An 18,796-nucleotide genomic window follows, 5' to 3' on the forward strand; every position below is an offset into this window, starting at 1 on the left:
TGTCGCCAACCTCAATATTATCTTCCGACTCTCCCGGCACTCCTCTTCTCACAAAAGAAACAGCAAGATACGCACCCGAGCTCAAGGTCCGATTCAAGCTGATATATCCCAATGCTTTGTTGATGGTGTAATCTGCGCCCTCCTGCAATGGCCGAAAATACCCGTTGTAGAAATCATTACCGGATACATTAAAGTCTCCGGCCGAGGCACTTGTCTCACTCCGATTTTGGGCCAGCAAGTCATCATCAATAATATCCAAAGCCGGGTTTGGAAAGCTGAAGGTGCCGTTATTTTCCACCACTCCAAGATCTGCAAAAGCCGCTGCCCGGATTGCTTCCGGATCGGTGGTATTGATCTGTGGCTCTGATATCCAGACTTTGATGTCCGAGATCTGATATGCCTGTGTTATCTGCTGGGGATTGGATACGTTCTCTTCAAACTGCTGTCTGTTGAAAAAATCAATAAAATAGTGCCGGTTATTCTGATACTCGATCGGCCGGATTGAGAATTTGTGTTTCCTGAGAACCACCAGTTATGGTTTGGGTATTCACTTTCCCCTTTTTGCTGAGATACAACCGAAGTCAGTTTCAATGGCCCCAATTCAGCAATCGATTTAATTCCAAAAAGCGAGGCCCCACCTCGAATCAGCGAATTCCCCGTTTCCATAGATACGTTACCAATCTCAATCTGCTTGATGATCTCATCTTCATAGCCTTCATATACAATACTCAGCCGGTTTTGAAAGTCAAAAGCACGCTCGGTATCCCAGTCGGTGGCAATGGTAAGTTTATCCCCAATAGTACCCTGAATATTCAACTGCAGGTTTTGGTTGAAGGTAGGATCAATCCGACGCTGCAGATCCGGAGCAATGGTCGGGTCATCAATATTTTGTATCGACACCCCTACATTCATATTGGCAGAACCGTTTACCCGCAGATTCACCTCCGGCTTCCCAAAAATAGTGGTGAACACAGACGATTCTCCTCCAGGAATCTGCAAACTGAAATCCAATAAGCCCTCTTGATCTGCCTGCTGCTGTTTCCCTTCCTCTACAAGACTATATTGAATGGCTTTTATCTGCTGTCGCTTTTTATGCTCAGCATATTGTTCAAACGAATATTTTGAAGGAACGCCTACATCAATACCATCAATTTTCCGCTGCACCGTGTACGTATCTGCTGAATCCCAGCTTATCTACGTATTGCTCTTTTGCAAGACTGCATGTAATACAATTTGCCCGGTCTGACACGCATGTGCAATACTGACAGGGCTTTGAAGGTGCCCTATAGATAAACTTCATCCCTTCAGGTATAGAATCTGAGGCAACAGAGTCTGATTGCATGGAAATGAAGGTGGTATCAGTGGCCGTAGAATCCTGAGCGGAAACACCCACCAATAGCAACCCATTCATCAAACATACGAACGGTAAGAAATAAGCTAATTTAAAAAAAGAATGCACCTGAATATGTACTAGGCTTTGGTTTACTTAAGTATTGTCTGTAGCGTTGTGCGATAGGCTGATCTTTCTTCCTTTATATTAACATTGTTGCAGATGAATGAGTGCGATCGATAATACTATATATTTGAATATCTTGAAAGTTTAATCCACATGTCAAAAGTTTATTAATTCATAGCATAAAAATGTCTATTATTTACGCTCACAAAAATTAAAAAGTACTCAAGCAACTACAAGGCTTGGACTAAAATCATTAACAAACTGCAAATAGACCTGTTAAAAAGGCATGTAGCCCCTTTTTCTTTTGCTTTTTTACACTGATGTTTTTGTTGCTAATGCAGTTTCTAATTCTGCATATCGACAATCTGATTGGCAAAGACATTCCCGTGCAGGTTATTGTTGAGCTCATACTTACCAATCTCGCATATATGGTGGTGCTTGCCGCCCCAATGGCCGTTCTTGTGGCTACCCTTATGGCTTTTGGTAAATTCTCAGAACTCAATGAACTTACCGCGCTTCGTGCTTCGGGCATAAACCCCATTGAAGATCATGACGTCCGGTATCTGATTACCTCTGTATTTGCTTTTTGTGGGATTGGCCTGGTTTTCGAACAATGTGCTACCGGAAGCTAACCAGAAAGCACGTTCTCTTTTTTATTGATATCCGCCTCAAGAAACCGGGATTTGAGTTAAAGCCCAACACTTTTTACGATGGCATTGAAGGCTACACTTTTTTGGTGGAAAATATAGATGGTGAAACCGACAGCTTATATAACATCACCTTATTCCAAAAACCGGTGAACAATAAGAACAGGGCCTACATAATGGCTGAAAAAGGGATTTTGGTAAGTAAAGGAGCACAAGCTCTGTCTCTTCATCTTATTAACGGAAATAGCCTGGAAGTTTACACAGAACCGCCAGCCGGACCGATAACTTTGATGGAACGAAATTCATTTCAGTAAGCATATTATGACGCTGGATCTTTCGAACCTGGCTTTTATGCGCTCGATCCCCGAAAACCGAAACAGAAGCGACCGAACTATGAGCTCTCAGGGCTATGATGGCCGTCGTCGATTCTTTGGTCACCGAAATTGAAAATCAGCGGGATTTTTCGGGTAAAAATGTCTCTGTAGTCCCTTCTGAAGAATACAACGGACGCGAATCTTTCTTCAATCACCGATCGCAAGTATTGCCCGACTCACTTGACCATATCGAAGCCATATTGAAAGCCCATACTTGGTCACAAACCATTTCGAAAAAGCAGAGATACAGCGCTATTTTGTGCAAGAATCGATCCGGCAGATGAAGGAATACCAAAGCCAGGTTCAATCGGTGCATGCAAATATTGAATGGCGGCAAAAACGCATTGCTCGGTACCTGGTAGAAATTCACAAAAAACTGTCTATTCCATTTGCCTGCATTGTGTTCATATTGTTTGGCGCTCCGGTTGGCATTATGACCAAAAAGGGAAATTTCGGCTTTGCCGCCCTTATCTCTACCGTAGTTCTTACTTTTTATTGGGTCTCCTTAATTCAGGGGGAGAAACTGGCCGACCGCCTTTTCATTTCCCCCTTTTGGGGAATGTGGACCTTTAACATCGTTCTCACACTTGTGGGGATTTTCCTTATTCTTCGCCTGACTTTCGATCTGCGCATACCAAACCCATTCCGTAAACGTGATTAAAAAATTCGACCGATACATATTTTTTCGGATGCTGGGCATCACGCTGTTTGTGTTGCTGATGCTGATCTTCATTTTCATTATGGTGGACTTTTCAGAAAACAGCGATGATTTTGCCGATCAGGGAGCCACCATGGCTGAGATCTTCAATCGCTATTACCTGAACTACATTCCCGAGATGACCCGGCTAGTGCTTCCGGTTGCTGTATTTGTAGCCTGCCTGTTTTTAACCGGGACAACTTGCCGACCGACTCGAGATTACCGCTCTCAAAGCAGCCGGAGTAAGCCTATACCGTTTGATCGTTCCCTATATCGTCTTTGCCCTGGTCTGTGCCATTTGCATCAGCCTGCTGGATGCTTTTGTGATTCCAACATCCAATGCCGAGCGCATCGCTTTTGAAGAAGAATACCTACACGATAAATCAGAGAGTATTGACCGAAGTGATATTTACCGGCAGCCTTCTCCCAACACCAAGCTTCAGGTCAATTATTTCGACAAGAATACAGCAGATCGCGTATCGTATTCGGCTCATTGAATCGGAAGACCGGCAAGTCACTAAACGCACTACTAGCCAATCGCATGCGAATGGATCGATTCAACCCAAAGCTGGCGGCTTGAAAATGTAACGGAGCAGGTTTTTACCAAAACAGGGTTCCAGGAAACTGAATATCGGGAAAAGGATACCGTACTCAATGTGTTCCCCAGAGACCTGGCCCGAACCACTTCCGATATCTACCAGCTTACTTATCCTGAAGCTGTGGATTATATAGCATCCATTGAACGAAGCGGTGCGGGTGGGATTGAAATTCCCCAGGTGCAATTTTATGGAAGATTGGCGTACCCGTTTTCCATAATTGTGGTAACTATTGTTGGATTTGCCTTTGCCAGCGTACGTCAGACGAGGCGGAAAAGGTGCTTATCTGGCGGCCGGACTCACCATCAGTTTCCTCTACCTCGCATTTATGAAGATCATTGAACCCTTTGGCTACTATGGCACACTTATCTCCCGAATGTAGCCGCTACCCTTCCCCATATTTTCTTCTTTTTGGTTGGACTTTGGCTCTTGTTCCAGGCCAAAAAATAAGCACAAAAATAACGGCCCAACTAGCCTGTTCTGCAACATTTCAAAATTGAATGTTTGTAATCGATATTCGAAATTCCTTACGCTTCCGGTTTAGGTCCGCGGTACATGTGCATGTCCACTTTATCATACTGGAATTAATGGTTCCATGCTCACTTTCAAATTTAGCAACATTATCGTTCAATGCATTAGCCAGGCGCTTGGCATGGTCTGGGGTGAGGATCATTCGCTTTACCACTTTGGCCTTGGGGACCCCCGGCATCACCGCAATAAAATCGAGAATAAATTCGGAGGGTGAATGCGTAATCATCACCAGATTAGAATACGTTCCGGCCGCTTCATCTTCCTTCAATTCAATTTCCATTTTACCGGGATTCATCGTCTGATCTTTCTTCGCCATAACTTGATTGCCTCTTTAATATTTATTGTTGATCCGATTTACTCTTCCAGGAAACCTTGCTCTTTCATCCATTCATCATTATACACTTTATGGATATACCGGGTTCCGCTGTCAGGCATTATGATAACCATTATATCGTCTTTTCCTAAAGGGTTTTCCCTGATGTACTCCAAAGCTCCCTGCGTAGCTGCACCGCATGACCAACCCAACAACAAACCTTCTTCCCGTGCCAATCTCCGGGTTACCAATGCCGAATCTTTGTCGTTTACCTGAACCACTTCATCAATGTAATCAAAATCGATGGTTCCGGGGATGATATCTTCTCCTATACCTTCAGTCATGTACGGCTTAATTTCATTTTTATCAAACTCGCCGGTTTCAAAATACTTTTTATAAACCGAGCCATAACTGTCAATGCCAATTACTTTAACATCCGGATTTTGCTCTTTCAGGTATTTACCCAACTCCGGTAATAGTTCCGCCTGTTCCCATTCCGGCTAACATAATGTGTGATTTTACCTTCTGTCTGCTCCCATAACTCCGGCCCGGTACGTTTCATAATGAGCCATAAGATTACTCTTGATTATCGATATTGATTTGGATAATAAGAATTTTCGATTTCTTCACTCAATCGTTGTAGCAACTGAATAATAACTATCAGGATGATCTGCTTCCACGTTGGTCGGGCAAACAATAACTTCAGCGCCCAAAGCCCTGAGCAGGTCCACTTTTGTTTTACTCTGCTTGTCTGTGGTAGTGAAAATGCATTTGTAACCACGGTTGACCGCCACCAGCGCCAATCCCATTCCGGTGTTACCTGAAGTTCCTTCAATAATAGTTCCTCCGGGCTTCAGGAATCCTTTTTCCTCAGCATCATCAATCATTTTGATGGCGATACGGTCTTTGATACTGTGACCCGGATTGAAATACTCGACCTTGGCAAGCAGCGTTCCCTCTGAGTTGCCATTAACGTTATTCAGTTTAATGAGCGGTGTATTTCCAACCGTCTCCAGAATGGAATTGTGATACATGAATTTCTTTGTGTATGATTGTTTTATAAACCTAAGCCGTAAAACTAAGAAAATAATTCGGCGAGAGGCTTAGGAATATCTATAATCAATATCACTTTTATTCTAGTCGCCTGCCACCTCAATTAATTGGATTAAGCAAAACATGTAAAGATTCGATTTTAATCTCAGCGTATTAACACTTATTTTACTGAGCAAATTAATTCACCCTATCTCAGATAATGTTTATACATCAGGAAAAACCCAAAGACTTTGACTGCGGCTATAATCTCGATCTTATGATTGCCGCCCTTCCACGAATTGAAGACACCGACGAGCGCGTTATGTACGCCAAGCGAGTGGTGGGACTTATCAAACAAAGTCACCCAACCTGGGTAGATAAAGACGGAAAAAGCGAAGCAGCCTGGGAGCATTTTCAGGTACTGGCTGAATACGACCTGGATGAATATGGAATCCACAATCCATACTCTTCAGGCGGCGACGACGACGCACAATAAAGATAGCCCGCTGATCTCAATCTCATATTTTACCGCTCGTTCCTAAAATTCTATTATAGTTTTAGGACTTCAATTTTTCCCTGGTTTATAATCTCCTGCCAAAAATAGTTTAACATTGCTGTAATATTTCGTACTTTCAATTTATATTGAAAATTCAAACAGGCGCAATGTTATATGGATTCTAAGAATTCCGTTTTAGATAATGTGAAGGATTGTTTTCGGCAAGCAGGTCTCAAGGCTGTCACTTACCAAGGCTATTGATTTTATTGCCAGCGATAAGTCCAATAATCAATACCAGTACCTCTCATTTTCCATTCAGATTCCCAGCTGTTGATGCGCTAGCAGTTTTAGAACAATACCCTAATAAAGACACCTTTCAATATTATTGGGAAAAACCATCCTCTGAATTTTCCATAGCAGCAGCAGGAACGGTATAACGCATTCAAACTACAGGAAAAGAACGTTTTCGGGATGCTTCAGATGTCAGGAAAGAATTACTTTCAAAAGTTTATCACATATCAAACCTGAAACATCCATTTAGCCTCCGTTCACTTATTAGGTGGTTTTTCTTTTTTGATCATAATGTAGGCAAGGAATGGCGTGAATTTCGGTGCAGGCTCTTTTAATCTTCCTGAATGGGTTTTGGTTAAAAATGGAAAATTTACTGTTCTAACCATCACAAAAAAAGTAAATAAAACTGCATCCCATAAGGAAATATATGATTCCTATGTATCCACTTTAGAGCAACTCGACAAGATCTGTGATGCGGCTACCTACACGGTTCATCAAAAGGAGTCATATCCAATCCAAAATTGAAACGCCCGGTACTCGATTTCGGAAGCCTATAAACAATGGGTTCAATTCTGTTGAAAATGCTACTGATCTTATAAAAGCGGACGAATTTAAGAAAATTGTACTGGCCCGTGAGCTCAATGTAAAACTTCAGGACACCAGTTTCAGATACACGAATATTGAATCACCTTCGAAACCAATATCCCGATTGTTATTCATTTCTTGATTCAGTCAGGATGGAGAAGCCAGTTTTATCGGAAGTACTCCCGAGCGGCTTGCCTCATTCCACGAGCGAGAGAAGTACTTACAGAAGGACTGGCAGGAAGCATTTCCGCGCGGGAAAACAGCCTCAGAAGATGCCGTCATTGGAACATGAACTCCTTCACAGCCAAAAAGACCTAAGTGAACATGCTTTTGTGCTGGATGCTATTGAAGAAAACCTGCAGCGCTATTCGGATATTTTGAACATCCCGATTTCACCCGGCATCAAAAAACTTTCCAATGTGCAGCATCTTTACACTCCGGTTCATGCCAAAATAAAAGAAGGCGTTTCCCGAACTGAAGTACTTTCCAAACTTCACCCCACTCCTGCTGTAGGTGGATATCCGCGCGAGGCAGCCATGCCTTATATCAACAAACTCGAACATTTTGACCGTGGATGGTACGCTGCTCCCCTCGGCTGGATAAATGCCCACGGTGAAGGGGAATTTGTGGTAGCCATCCGCAGCGGATTAATTAAAACTAATGAAGTGCGATTTTTCGCAGGATGTGGTATTGTTGAGGACTCAAACCCTCAAAAAGAATGGGATGAAACGAATTTAAAATTCATCCCGATGTTAACGGCGTTGGAACATGCAAGAAAATGAACCTCAAAATGTAGCTTTTTACTGGAGTACCATTTTTGTTCGCTCTCTTTTTGATGAAGGGGTACAACATGTTGTGATTTCTCCCGGCTCCCGTTCTACTTCCCTTACCCTGGCTTTTTCTGCCCATGCAGGTTTTACCAAACATGTGTGTATTGATGAACGCTCGGCTGCCTTTATGGCTCTTGGCATGGCAAAAGCTACCGGAAAACCTGCCGCTTTGGTTTGTACTTCAGGAACTGCCCTTGCGAATTATTTTCCGGCCGTTATTGAAGCTACTCAATCCGAGATTCCGCTTATTATTGCTAAGTGCGGATCGTCCACCCCATTACCGGGGATTGGGCGCTTCCCAAACCATTGATCAGATTGAAGATTATTTGGCAACTATCCGGTTTTTTTTCATGAAGCCGGAGAACCGCATACCGAATGACCGGAGTCATAAAAGACTTACAATTAGCTGCTGTACAAGCCGTACAGGAATCAGTTAATAAAAGCGGTGTTGCTCATATTGAATTTTGCCTTTTCCAAACCTTTTGAACCGGATCTTAAATTTCTTAAAGCAGGTTGAATTTGAAAATGAAAAACAATCGCGCGCGTCCTTCTCCCAAAGTATTCCATGGCAAACATGGAAATATGGAACTGGGAGAAACTTTTTGGTCCGATTTAATTTCAGCTGAAAAACCATTGATTATTGTTGGGCCAACCTCGAAATCCGATAAACTTGATTTTATAACCCCTCTTGCCCGGGCGCTGGATGCTCCCATATTTAGCTGAACCCGGTTCCCTAGTACCAACTTCACGCCATACCATTCAGGGCTTTGAAGGTTTTCTGAAACAATGAAAATAATCGGAATCAGTTGAAATGCTGATCTCATTTTGAGATTTGGTCAACAGCCGGTGAGTAAAGCATTGAATCAATATCTGGATCAAAGTTCTGAGGTGCAATGCAAATCAGCTTTATGAATCCAAATCAATGGACGGACGGCAGTCTTGCTCTGCCGATAAACAAATTACACTTGAATCGACTCGCTGAATATTCCGGAAGTAACCGGTTCTGCCGATAAAGACTGGCTTAAAAAGTGGAAAAAATCCGAAAAGGATTTCAAGGTATTCAGGGAAGAACAGCTACACCCCACCAACCCCAATAACGGATGGATACGTGTTTTCAAAGATTACGGAAACACATGCCCAAGAAAGCTTTTGTGATGCTATCCAATTCATTTCCGGTTCGGGATATGTCTCTATTTGGTGAATTTGACGGTAAGGAAATGTATGTAAATCGCGGTGCTGCTGGTATCGATGGCATCATTTCCACTGCTATCGGATTGAGTTTATCAACCGAAAAAGCCGGGATATTGATGATCGGTGATATTGCTTTTTTACACGATACCAATGCACTTTTGATGGCTAAAGAAGTTACAACAGCCACTTGGTGATCGTAGTATTGAATAATGGCGGAGGAACCATCTTTCGGATGCTTCCTGTTCACCAAATCAAGGATAAATACACCCACTATTTTGAAACTCCTCAGACAGGCTAAAATTGCTGCACTTTGCCGGGCGCACAATATTGACCATACCTTAGTTTCGAGACCGGAACAAATTATTCCTACCTTTGATAAACTGATCGAGAAAAAAGGAGTTCATGTTATGGAATGTATAACCGGTGCTGAAGAATCCATGGAACAACGCCATGCGCTATGGGACTTCAAAATAAATAACAGGCTCATGAACATTCGCGTTCGTGGCATTTCTTATCATTTTGAAATTCATCAGCAAAACACAAACCCTTCCCTCTCTTGTATTGCTCCATGGATTTATGGGAAGCGGAGAAAATTTTCAACACCTGATTCCCGAGCTTAAACAATTTTGCAATCCTGTTACCATTGATCTTATTGGGACATGGAGAATCAGAAGGCGCTGAACTCCACTACCGGTTTTCAACCAAAGAGCAAGTTGCCGATCTCACCAAACTGATCAGTGAGCAACTTCAAATTCCTCTTTTTCTTATATGGATATAGCATGGGTGGAAGGTTAGCTCTGCAATTAGCACTACACCGCCCAGATTTGTACAAAGGACTAATCTTAGAAAGCAGCACTTTTGGAATCGAAAGTGAAACCGAACGCAGGCAGAGCACGGCAGGCACTGGATGCAAAAAGATCGGATGATTTACTTGGTAATTTTGAGGGCTTCCTTGAAAAACTGGAAAGAGATGCCTCTATTTAATACTTCCTCAGCTGCTGAACAACTTTCTTGAACGAGTTGATGAGATCCAGCAGAACACCAAAATCCATTTTGGCTGGCCAATAGTTTACAGGGATTTGGCACCGGAACCATGCCGTGTGTCAGAAATCACCTTAAAGAACTCGTAGATTCCAGTGCAACTTATTGCCGGAGAAAAGGATTCGAAATTTGTGCACATCAACCGGCAGATGGAGAAGGAAATCCCCGATGCTAAACTTGAAGTAGTACAAAATGCCGGCCACCGCGTGCATTTGGATGAGCCGAAAGCGGTTGTTTCTATCATTGAAGAGGTATTGATAATGTAAAACACCAACTTGCCGTAGGCGGACGGATTTGTCCACCTGTCTAGGTTCGAACATTTGGCCATCCTTAGCCAAGAATCGGACACGCTGTCCATCTACGAATTGACGGTTCGACAGGAATCGAAATGATGGAATTTGACCAAAGGAATAAAACTTCTCATTATTAAGTTTTATACCTGACAGGTTTTTACCTTCAATATTACAAACAAAAAATTCATTCTGAGTTTATGAACTGGCAAACCGTTAAAGAATACGAAGACATCACCTATAAAAAATTGAATGGCGTGGCACGGATTGCTTTTAACCGGCCGGAAATCCGGAATGCCTTTCGCCCCAAAACGGTGTTTGAGTTGTATGAAGCCCTGCAGTGATGCCAAAGAAGACAATGACATCGGGGTGGTACTTTTGAGCGGTGAGGGCCCTTCCCCAAAAGACGGCAAATGGGCATTCTGCTCCGGCGGCGACCAAAATGTACGTTCCAAAACCGGTTATAAAGCCGATGACGGGATTGCCCGGCTCAATATTTTGGAAGTACAGCGCCTTATCCGGTTCATGCCCAAAGTGGTGATTGCCGTGGTACCCGGCTGGGCAGTAGGCGGCGGACATAGCCTGCATGTGGTTTGCGACCTCACCTTAGCCAGTAAAGAACACGCCATCTTCAAACAAACCGATGCCGATGTAGCCAGTTTTGACGGCGGATTTGGCTCTGCCCTGCTTGCCCGTCAGGTGGGACAAAAACGAGCCCGTGAGATCTTCTTCCTCGGTATGAATTATTCTGCTCAGGAAGCTTTTGAGATGGGCATGGTGAATAAAGTGGTTCCGCATGATGAATCTTGAAGAAACGGCTTATGAATGGGCGCAAGAGATTCTGGCAAAAAGCCCTACCGCCATCAAGATGATCAAATTTGCCTTTAATGCGATCGACGACGGCATGGTAGGACAACAGATATTTGCCGGAGAAGCAACGAGGCTGGCTTACATGACCGACGAAGCCGAAGAAGGCCGCAATGCCTTCCTCGAAAAACGAAAGCCCAACTGGGACAAATTTGACCGGTCGCCTTCATGATTGCCACGAAATCTCCAAAACACGAAAGGATTTTTAAAGATCTTTGAAGGTAATACCTTCAAAGTATAAAGCTACTTCGAGGCTTAAGCCTCCTCCTAACTTATTTCCTGAAGGCAGAGCCTTAGGAAAATTATCTTGAGAGACATGTTTTCAGTTCAACTTTATAACAAAAAATCAACTATGCAAATCCAACACGAATCTTCCGAAACAAAAGGCACTTTCTTCATTGAGAAAAATGGTAAGCGAGTGGCTGAAATGACGTATTCCAAAGCCAATTTCCGATAAAATCATTATTGATCATACCGAGACTTCTGAAAAGGTGCGTGGAGAAGGATTTGCTAAAAAGCTCATCATTTCATGAAGAAGAATTTGAATTTGCTCGTAAAAATAAGCGAAAGTGTTCCACTTTTTTGTCCATATGCAAAGTCGGTTATTGAAAGAAATGAAGAGCTTCAGGATGTGCTTTAACTTCAGTTCGAGATAAGGATTAATGCTAATTGATTCTAAACTCAAATACTGTACTGATGAATAACAGATTTGAGATTAGTTGAAATGGGCCGTAGGTCGGGCAGCTTGCCCAACTGGAGTGAACCGGAGTGAAAGCCATATTTATCCGGACAAGCTGCAGCTACGTTATTCGAACTGACTTTAACTAGACGTCTGCACAAAAAGTACAGGTTTTAAAACAAGAGCTATGATTAAAAAAAAGCCCCATCAAATAATAATGAGGCTTTAGGTTTAAATTAGGTTTGTAATCCCTCTCTACATCGAGTCGTAATCCACGGCACCCGACATCATCGCACCCATAAATAGCACGATGAACACAACATAAAGTGCTATGCCAATAGTGCATCAATTAGCATTGCGCGTGACCAGTTTTTCTTATTTGGGTTGATAGTATCACTGAATGCCCATACTAAAAGCATCACAATACCAACTAGTGGAATCACTGAAATAATAAGTGATATTACCCACTCTTTTAAACTCATTACCGGTGCTGTTTCCCCTTCTAATGTATTCATTTGTACCTCTGCTTTTATTAATTGTTAAAGCCAGAATATGTACAAAAGGTTGTTCTACATCAACCAAAATCAAGCGAACGACATGCAAGAAATCGTTTTTCAGTTATGACTACTCCAGTGAAATATTGACCTCGGTCTGTTCCCCACTCACTGAAAAGAAAGCATCTTCGCACGAGGCCGGCCCAAAGCGTTACCGCGCGCATTATTCGAAAATCCGTAGGCTTCTTCGGGGATGCCCGACAAATTGGTATCTAACTCTCCATTGGTATTTTTATCGTGATAAATGGCAGATAGCATAATACTCCAAAAGGAAGGGAATCATCGCTCCAGGTTAGGGTCTTTTCGTCTACCGGTAACACCACAGCGTGCAAATGGTTCTTCTTTGCTATCGTATTTTCGGGGCTGTCAAAAATTGCGATCCGAACCTCTCCCTTAATTTCAGGAATGGCTTCTATAACCAGCTTAAATTTTGATGTTGGTTTCTCTTTCTCCGGATAGGAAATCTCTTGAGACTGTATATTTGTTGCCATCATAAAGAAAAAGCAACAGGTAAATATAACTTTCATAAATGTGATAGAGTTATGAGGGGTATTGATTTACAAATTTTCCGTATTGTATTAAAGCTGATAGTGGTCAAAAAAGTCTCATTCCGTTGTCCACTTTTCTATCAGGGAACGGCAAGCACTACTTTCCGTCGGCAGTCCGGAAAGCCCGTTGCTACAGCATTCCGATGTCAAGACGGCCCCAATCTTGTTTGGGTGGAAAGTTGATCACCGCAATAACCTGTTTCCCTACAAGTTGTTGTGTAGAATGATGATCTGTTATTGGGGCTGAAGATCTCTTGGTTCCTATCTCCTTTCCAAAATCGATGGTAAGTTTGTATGCCGGTTTCCGTGCCTCAGGGAAAGGTTCTGCTTTTATGACGGTTCCGGTTCGCAGTTCTACCTGCTGAAAATAGTTCCAGCTAATTTCTTTCACTTTTTGGGACTGAATCTAAAAAACCCCGCCTTCATCAAAAGCAGGGTTTTGTAAAGACTTTTATTTTTTTGTGTTATTTAACCAGCGTCATTGCTCTGACTTCTTCTACTCCACCGTATTGTAATTTATAGTACGTAGATTCCACTTGGGAAATTGGCGGCATCAAAGGTTGCGGTATATTCACCTGCCGCTCTTCTCCCCTGTTCCAGAGTCTCTACTTTGTTGCCCAACACGTTGTACACCTCAACAAAAAAGAATTCATTCAAGAAGTTTTTAATATACACCTCGATGTTTGTTTCTGAAGCGTTTTTTATTCATCAGTAATCCCCTTTGTTGAGCTTCAGCAGACGAAAAAGCAAAGAAGCACATCAAAATTACTATAAGTGTTGTTTAAGTACCTGTTTCCATAATTTTCTCTTTTAACGTGAATGTGTATTCGAATTTAGAAAGGGAGTTTGTCTCCTGAACTTTTTTATTGTGATCTATTTTACCCCTTCTTTCTAACTATGACAATAAATCTATATACAAAGAAAGTCTTCATAAAATTAAATCTTAATCCAATAAAAAACCCCACTTTTGCAGTAGGGTTTTTTAACCGTCGATAAGTGAGGTGAAACACTTTTTATGAAACAGTATTCACGGTTTTTATGATACGTGCAGCTACTTTATATGGGTCTGCGTTAGAAGCTGGCCGGCGATCTTCGAGTCGTCCTTTCCAGCCATCATCAATAGTATTCACCGGAATCCGGATAGAAGCACCGCGGTCAGATACACCATAGCTAAATTTGTCGATAGACTGAGTTTCATGCTTACCGGTCAGGCGCTTATCATTGTCTGCACCGTATACATCAATATGCTCTTTGATGTGCTTGCCAAAAGCTTCGCAAACTTCCTTCATGTATTTCTCGCCGCCTTTATCTCGCATTTTTCCATTTGAAAAGTTGGCATGCATTCCGGAACCATTCCAATCGGTATCACCAAGAGGTTTTGGGTGCCAGTCAATAACCAAGCCATATTTTTCCGCTGTTCGTTCAATAAGATATCGACCTACCCAAATCTCATCACCGGCATGGTGCGCTCCCTTGGCAAAGATCTGAAATTCCCACTGACCTGCCGCAACCTCAGCATTGATCCCTTCCAGGTTCAATCCTGCATCTAGGCAAAGATCTAAATGCTCTTCAATAATGTCACGGCCGTAGGCACGATTGCCTCCTACTCCACAGTAATAAGGTCCCTGGGAGGCGGATAACCATTTTCCGGAAAACCCAGCGGGCGACCAGTTTCGGGATCAATAATAAAATACTCTTGCTCAAAACCGAACCAAAAATCTTCGTTCTCGGCATCAATAGTTGCTCGGCCATTCGTTTCATGTGGGGTGCCGTCAGCATTCAGTACTTCGGTCATAACCAGGTAACCGTTAATTCTGTCGGGATCTTTAAAAATAGCAACAGGCTTCAGTAAACAATCTGAAGATCCGCCTTTAGCCTGATTGGTTGAACTCCCATCAAAATTCCATATTGGACAATCTTTCAATTTGCCACTAAAGTCATGAACCACTTTAGTTTTGCTTCTTAATGTTTGCGTTGGCTCTGATCCATCTAGCCAAATGTATTCGAGTTTTGAATGCGCCATAGGATAAAAATATTGTTTGGTGATTAGGAAATTAACAGGCAAAATATAATGCACTTTTTAAGAAATACACAAATTATTTAGTTATTTATTTATCCATAATTAAATTATAAAGCTTAAATAAGTTTTCTATTTAATTATTTAACCTGCAACCGCTTCCAAACACAAGCTTACTTAATAAATTTTTATTTAACCCTGACTTCACTTCATTTTTTAAGCCATTATGAAATCGCTTATCTTTAGGTAATAAGTTATCCACACAAAAAATTAATCTTTTTCTTTGAGCACATCAAAAACAAAGCTCTGGATCGAAGCTGCACGTCCCCAAACCTTAGCTGCAGCTCTCGTGCCTGTTCTAATCGGAGCTTCTCTTGCCTACCAGGCAAATGGGATTGAATTGGATCAGCACATTAGTAGCTCTGATCTGTGCCACGCTCATTCAAATTGGCACCAATTTCGCCAACGATTATTTCGATTTTGTGAAAGGCTCTGATACTGACGAACGTATCGGTTTCCGAAGAGCAACCGCTGCCGGATTGATGCTGCCCCAGACCCATGAAGAATGCCACCATTCTGACTATGAGCTGGCTTTTTTAACCGGGCTCTATCTTGTTTCGGGTGGGTGGATGGGTTGTTCTCGCTATTGGATTACTTTCTCTGTTGTTTGGTATACTTTATACCGGCGGGACCTTTTCCACTGGGCTACAACGGCCTTGGCGATGTTTTTGTGTTTATCTTTTTTGGAATCGTTGCAGTCATGACCACCTTTTATGTAAATACCCTGGAGTGGTCTGAATCATCATTTTGGGCTTCGCTTGCCATCGGGGGTTTATGTGTGAACATTCTTGTAGTAAATAATCTTAGAGATGTGGAGCAGGATAGAAAATCGGGCAAGAGAACCATTGGCGTTCTCTTTGGCGAGATGGCTCTTAAGGTCGAATACCTGCTGATGGTGCTTTTGGCCTTTGCCGTTCCTCCTCACTTTTATGTACAATTGAATTTCAATTATTGGATCTTGCTTCCAACGTTATCTTTTCCCGTCGCGATATTTTTGGTGTATAAAATCTGGACAGAAACCGATAAAAAGAATCTCAATCCTATGCTGGAACGTACCGCTCAATACATGGTACTGTTTGGTGTCCTCTTTTCCATGGGCATAATTCTGAATTAATGCTTCGTATTTTCGCATATCAACTTCCTTTTAAACAACCTTTCAAAACAGCGGGAAATGTCATTGACAGTCGCGAAGGGTTTATTTTGAATTATTAGGAAAGGGAATTGAAGCCTATGGAGAAGTAGCTCCTCTGCCCGGTTTTCCTCGGAAACTCTGGATCAAGTTCGGGAGGTTTTGATCATGAACAGAGAACTTTAGAACAGGCTTTTCAGGATGGAGGAGCCGGTGAATTCATTGCACTGCTACAAAAAATCCACCAATTTCCCTCCCTTAGTTTTGGGCTAGATACCCTGCATCATGACTTACAGGCCAAGAGAAAAGGAATATCGCTGCCCAAACTCCTCTTCAATCAGACATTCCGAAACCCTTCATACCAATGCTGTACTATCCATTCAACGAAAAGAAGAAACGTTAGAAAGGGCCAGTGGTTTCTAAAGAAGGATATCACACGCTCAAAGTTAAAGTCGGGCAGAATTTTGAACAGGAACATGAGATACTGACATCTCTGCGATCCCAATTTCCGGATTTAAAAATACGCATCGATGCCAATCAGGCCTGGACCACCGATGAAGCCATCCAGCACCTTAGTTCCCTGGAAGCGCTGGATATTGAATACTGCGAACAGCCTGTTAAGGCCTCCGATACTTCAGGATTGAAAAAAGTGACCGACAGTGTTAAAATAAATGTTGCAGCAGATGAGGCGGTCAGGAACAAAAATGCTGCAGAACAACTATTAGTAGACAAAGCAGCAGATCTTCTTATTATAAAACCCTCGTTGATGGGGACTTTTAAAAATATTTTTGTAACAAAACAGCTTGCAGACACTCATAATATTGAAGTAGTGTTTACAACTGCTATGGAATCGGCTGTTGGGCGAAGTGCAATATCAGCTTTAGCGGCGGGTTTAGCATCCCGAATAGAGCACAGGGACTTTCTACCGGTTCCCTTTTTGAAGAAGATATCAATGAAGATAACTGCTTGAAAGTCCGGATATATCATTCCCTGAATAAACCCGGAATTGGTATTTTGGTGAAATCACAGAAACTTAGGGAGTTGACCTAAAACAAATATGTTCAAATCACGCTTACATAGTTTTGAATTCAAGCGTAATAACCAGCCGGATGTCTTCCTTACATCAAGGGATGGCATGTACACGTACAGTGATTTAGAGCGTTTTACGGGCTTCTTCAAAGATCTGGTTGAAAGAAAAAGCGGACTCCCTGAAATGGCCCGTTGCTTTTATAGCGGAGTCCAGTGATCTGCTGATATTTTCCATTGCGGCCAGCTGGAAACTTGGTATCCCCTTCATTCCCATAAACCCAAAAGTAAAAGATCATGAACTCAGAGAACATCTGGATGGCTTTGAAGCCTGCTCTTATTTTTTGTGATACCCAAAACCGCAGTCGGCTGGAGGATGAAAACGTCATCAAAATGGATGAAAATTTCTTCCTCAATTCTTTTACGCATGATATTCGAAACATCGATCTTCCCGATGAAGAAGCCATTGAGGATGATCGGATATTTGGGTATTTCTTTACTTCCGGCACCACCAGTAAGCCTAAGATAGTGCCACTTAAACGCCGACAGATCAAAGCTGCAGCAAAATCATCTGCCTCAAACTTCAAGCCGGACCCAAACCATTTTTGGCTGCTTTGTCTTCCTTTAAACCACATTGGCGGAATCTCCATTATTCTACGGTCCCTGATCTATCACTCCTCTATTTATCGAATGAGAGAATTTGATGAGGAAATGATCAAAGAGTTTTTGGGTGAAAATCAGCGGTTTCAGGCCGCCTCACTTGTACCTACCATGTTAAAAAGACTTCTGGATGATCCTCTTTTTAAAACACACCGGGAATTTAAATCTATTTTATTGGGAGGCGGTCCAATTTCAGAAGAACTGCTGCGGACATCAGCTGAACGCGGCATTCCCATTGTTTCGAGCTACGGGATGACGGAAACCTGTGCACAAATAATAGCCAATCCCCTGCTCGCCCCATCCGGAATGTACACTCCTTTGAAAAGCGTGGGCAAACCATTTCCACCCAATGAAATGCAGATCCGGGATGATAACGGAAAAGTGCTCGGAAAAAATCAATCCGGAGCTTTGTGGTTACAAGGACCACAGGTATTTGATGGGTATTTTGATTCTGAAGAAAATGAAAATTGTTTTGACGATGACGGCTGGTTTAACACCGGCGATTATGGCCACATCAATGGATTTGGGCATTTATTTATAGAATCTCGCCGCACCGATCTTATTATAACAGGGAGAGAATGTAAATCCCAATGAAGTGGAAGAGGCTATGCAGAAACTTTCTACCATCAGGGAGGCCGTGGTTATTGGAGTACCGGATGAGGAATGGGGACAAAAAGTGACCGCAGTGGTAACTCTCAAGAATGGAAAAACCCCGGTTCTTGAAGAGATCAGAGAGCAGCTTAAAGACTCACTCACCGATTTTAAGATCCCAAAGGAATTGAAGATCGTCCAGGATCTACCCAAAACACCTACCGGCAAAGTGAAAAGATGGGAACTCATCAAGAAATTCCAGTGAAAATCTATGATTTCTCGGGTTCCTGACCTA

Annotated in this window: 25 protein-coding genes and 4 pseudogenes; 20 read left to right on the top strand and 9 right to left on the bottom strand. The window is 42.4% G+C overall.

Annotation, left to right across the window (positions count from 1 at the left end; all coding sequences use genetic code 11):
- Positions 1-405: 405 nt before the first annotated feature.
- Entirely contained in the window at positions 406-1,164 is a 759-nt protein-coding gene (gene sprA, locus U5K35_RS06510; RefSeq protein ID WP_322570665.1) for a cell surface protein SprA, read from the bottom strand.
- Positions 1,165-1,791: 627 nt separating this feature from the next.
- Here sprA and U5K35_RS06515 point away from each other — a divergent pair.
- From U5K35_RS06515 to U5K35_RS06545, 7 genes and pseudogenes are all read left to right on the top strand, one after another.
- Positions 1,792-2,088: an LptF/LptG family permease gene (locus U5K35_RS06515; protein ID WP_322570666.1), complete on the top strand. Its 297-nt coding sequence runs from the start codon at positions 1,792-1,794 to the stop codon at positions 2,086-2,088.
- Positions 2,070-2,417, top strand: a complete 348-nt coding sequence (locus U5K35_RS06520; RefSeq protein WP_322570667.1) for an LptF/LptG family permease — start codon at positions 2,070-2,072, stop codon at positions 2,415-2,417. The genes U5K35_RS06515 and U5K35_RS06520 overlap by 19 nt, the downstream gene beginning before the upstream one ends.
- A 95-nt stretch (positions 2,418-2,512) precedes the next feature.
- Positions 2,513-2,761: a hypothetical protein gene (locus U5K35_RS06525; protein WP_322570668.1), complete on the top strand. Its 249-nt coding sequence runs from the start codon at positions 2,513-2,515 to the stop codon at positions 2,759-2,761.
- Positions 2,758-3,138: an LptF/LptG family permease gene (locus tag U5K35_RS06530; RefSeq protein WP_322570669.1), complete on the top strand. Its 381-nt coding sequence runs from the start codon at positions 2,758-2,760 to the stop codon at positions 3,136-3,138. The genes U5K35_RS06525 and U5K35_RS06530 overlap by 4 nt, the downstream gene beginning before the upstream one ends.
- A gap of 58 nt (positions 3,139-3,196) precedes the next feature.
- Positions 3,197-3,535 (top strand): LptF/LptG family permease, encoded by a 339-nt coding sequence (locus tag U5K35_RS06535; protein WP_322571744.1) that lies wholly within the window; start codon positions 3,197-3,199, stop codon positions 3,533-3,535.
- Positions 3,429-3,986 (top strand): annotated as a pseudogene (locus U5K35_RS06540) (LptF/LptG family permease); the annotation flags it as partial. The gene U5K35_RS06535 and the pseudogene U5K35_RS06540, both read left to right, overlap by 107 nt.
- Positions 3,987-4,017: 31 nt before the next feature.
- Entirely contained in the window at positions 4,018-4,152 is a 135-nt protein-coding gene (locus U5K35_RS06545) for a hypothetical protein (protein ID WP_322571768.1), read from the top strand.
- Positions 4,153-4,260: 108 nt separating this feature from the next.
- Here the strand turns inward: U5K35_RS06545 and U5K35_RS06550 are convergent, their stop codons facing one another.
- The gene (locus U5K35_RS06550; RefSeq protein WP_322570670.1) at positions 4,261-4,617 is read right to left on the bottom strand and encodes a DUF3467 domain-containing protein; all 357 of its coding nucleotides are present in this window, start codon (positions 4,615-4,617) and stop codon (positions 4,261-4,263) included.
- A 41-nt stretch (positions 4,618-4,658) separates the two neighbouring features.
- Positions 4,659-5,648 (bottom strand): annotated as a pseudogene (locus U5K35_RS19565) (PLP-dependent cysteine synthase family protein); the annotation flags it as partial.
- Between the two features lie 218 nt (positions 5,649-5,866).
- Here U5K35_RS19565 and U5K35_RS06565 point away from each other — a divergent pair.
- The 8 genes and pseudogenes from U5K35_RS06565 (at position 5,867) to U5K35_RS06600 (ending at position 11,409) form a co-directional block, all read left to right on the top strand.
- Positions 5,867-6,142 (top strand): DUF4290 domain-containing protein, encoded by a 276-nt coding sequence (locus U5K35_RS06565; RefSeq protein WP_322570673.1) that lies wholly within the window; start codon positions 5,867-5,869, stop codon positions 6,140-6,142.
- A gap of 971 nt (positions 6,143-7,113) precedes the next feature.
- Positions 7,114-7,800, top strand: coding sequence for an isochorismate synthase (locus U5K35_RS06570; protein WP_322570674.1), 687 nt, complete (start codon positions 7,114-7,116; stop codon positions 7,798-7,800).
- Positions 7,787-8,158 carry a thiamine pyrophosphate-binding protein gene (locus U5K35_RS06575; protein WP_322570675.1) on the top strand — a complete coding sequence of 124 codons (372 nt, stop codon included), beginning with the start codon at positions 7,787-7,789 and terminating at the stop codon, positions 8,156-8,158. The genes U5K35_RS06570 and U5K35_RS06575 overlap by 14 nt, the downstream gene beginning before the upstream one ends.
- Before the next feature lie 215 nt (positions 8,159-8,373).
- The gene (locus U5K35_RS06580; RefSeq protein WP_322570676.1) at positions 8,374-8,571 is read left to right on the top strand and encodes a hypothetical protein; all 198 of its coding nucleotides are present in this window, start codon (positions 8,374-8,376) and stop codon (positions 8,569-8,571) included.
- Positions 8,572-8,981: 410 nt separating this feature from the next.
- On the top strand, positions 8,982-9,233 hold the full coding sequence (locus tag U5K35_RS06585; RefSeq protein ID WP_322570677.1) for a hypothetical protein: 252 nt from the start codon (positions 8,982-8,984) through the stop codon (positions 9,231-9,233).
- An 81-nt stretch (positions 9,234-9,314) separates the two neighbouring features.
- A complete protein-coding gene (locus tag U5K35_RS06590) occupies positions 9,315-9,659 on the top strand; it encodes a hypothetical protein (RefSeq protein ID WP_322570678.1) in 345 nt (114 codons plus the stop codon).
- 516 nt (positions 9,660-10,175) lie between these two features.
- Positions 10,176-10,346, top strand: a complete 171-nt coding sequence (locus U5K35_RS06595) for a hypothetical protein (RefSeq protein ID WP_322570679.1) — start codon at positions 10,176-10,178, stop codon at positions 10,344-10,346.
- Between the two features lie 224 nt (positions 10,347-10,570).
- Positions 10,571-11,409: pseudogene (locus tag U5K35_RS06600) on the top strand (1,4-dihydroxy-2-naphthoyl-CoA synthase).
- An 836-nt stretch (positions 11,410-12,245) separates the two neighbouring features.
- Here the strand turns inward: U5K35_RS06600 and U5K35_RS06605 are convergent.
- The 6 genes and pseudogenes from U5K35_RS06605 to U5K35_RS19570 all read right to left on the bottom strand — a co-directional run bounded on the left by U5K35_RS06605 (position 12,246) and on the right by U5K35_RS19570 (position 15,041).
- The gene (locus tag U5K35_RS06605) at positions 12,246-12,431 is read right to left on the bottom strand and encodes a hypothetical protein (protein WP_322570680.1); all 186 of its coding nucleotides are present in this window, start codon (positions 12,429-12,431) and stop codon (positions 12,246-12,248) included.
- Positions 12,432-12,578: 147 nt separating this feature from the next.
- Complete coding sequence (locus tag U5K35_RS06610) at positions 12,579-12,728, bottom strand: DUF2141 domain-containing protein (RefSeq protein ID WP_322570681.1); 150 nt, start codon at positions 12,726-12,728, stop codon at positions 12,579-12,581.
- Positions 12,683-12,964 (bottom strand): hypothetical protein, encoded by a 282-nt coding sequence (locus U5K35_RS06615; RefSeq protein WP_322571769.1) that lies wholly within the window; start codon positions 12,962-12,964, stop codon positions 12,683-12,685. The genes U5K35_RS06610 and U5K35_RS06615 overlap by 46 nt, the downstream gene beginning before the upstream one ends.
- Before the next feature lie 184 nt (positions 12,965-13,148).
- Positions 13,149-13,409, bottom strand: coding sequence for a tRNA-binding protein (locus U5K35_RS06620; protein WP_322570682.1), 261 nt, complete (start codon positions 13,407-13,409; stop codon positions 13,149-13,151).
- Between the two features lie 125 nt (positions 13,410-13,534).
- Entirely contained in the window at positions 13,535-13,693 is a 159-nt protein-coding gene (locus U5K35_RS06625) for a hypothetical protein (RefSeq protein ID WP_322570683.1), read from the bottom strand.
- A gap of 338 nt (positions 13,694-14,031) precedes the next feature.
- Positions 14,032-15,041, bottom strand: a pseudogene (locus U5K35_RS19570) (glutamine synthetase beta-grasp domain-containing protein).
- Positions 15,042-15,409: 368 nt separating this feature from the next.
- On the opposite strand from U5K35_RS19570, the gene U5K35_RS06640 reads away from it, so the two are divergent.
- The 5 genes from U5K35_RS06640 (at position 15,410) to U5K35_RS06660 (ending at position 18,766) form a co-directional block, all read left to right on the top strand.
- The gene (locus U5K35_RS06640) at positions 15,410-15,799 is read left to right on the top strand and encodes a hypothetical protein (RefSeq protein ID WP_322571770.1); all 390 of its coding nucleotides are present in this window, start codon (positions 15,410-15,412) and stop codon (positions 15,797-15,799) included.
- A complete protein-coding gene (menA, locus tag U5K35_RS06645) occupies positions 15,703-16,209 on the top strand; it encodes a 1,4-dihydroxy-2-naphthoate octaprenyltransferase (protein ID WP_322570686.1) in 507 nt (168 codons plus the stop codon). The genes U5K35_RS06640 and menA overlap by 97 nt, the downstream gene beginning before the upstream one ends.
- A gap of 427 nt (positions 16,210-16,636) precedes the next feature.
- The gene (locus tag U5K35_RS06650; RefSeq protein ID WP_322570687.1) at positions 16,637-17,194 is read left to right on the top strand and encodes an enolase C-terminal domain-like protein; all 558 of its coding nucleotides are present in this window, start codon (positions 16,637-16,639) and stop codon (positions 17,192-17,194) included.
- A gap of 353 nt (positions 17,195-17,547) precedes the next feature.
- On the top strand, positions 17,548-18,504 hold the full coding sequence (locus U5K35_RS06655) for an AMP-binding protein (protein WP_322570688.1): 957 nt from the start codon (positions 17,548-17,550) through the stop codon (positions 18,502-18,504).
- Position 18,505: 1 nt separating this feature from the next.
- Positions 18,506-18,766: an AMP-binding enzyme gene (locus tag U5K35_RS06660; RefSeq protein ID WP_322570689.1), complete on the top strand. Its 261-nt coding sequence runs from the start codon at positions 18,506-18,508 to the stop codon at positions 18,764-18,766.
- Positions 18,767-18,796: the final 30 nt, after the last annotated feature.

Source organism: Rhodohalobacter sp. (assembly GCF_034521535.1).
GTDB lineage: Bacteria > Bacteroidota > Rhodothermia > Balneolales > Balneolaceae > Rhodohalobacter.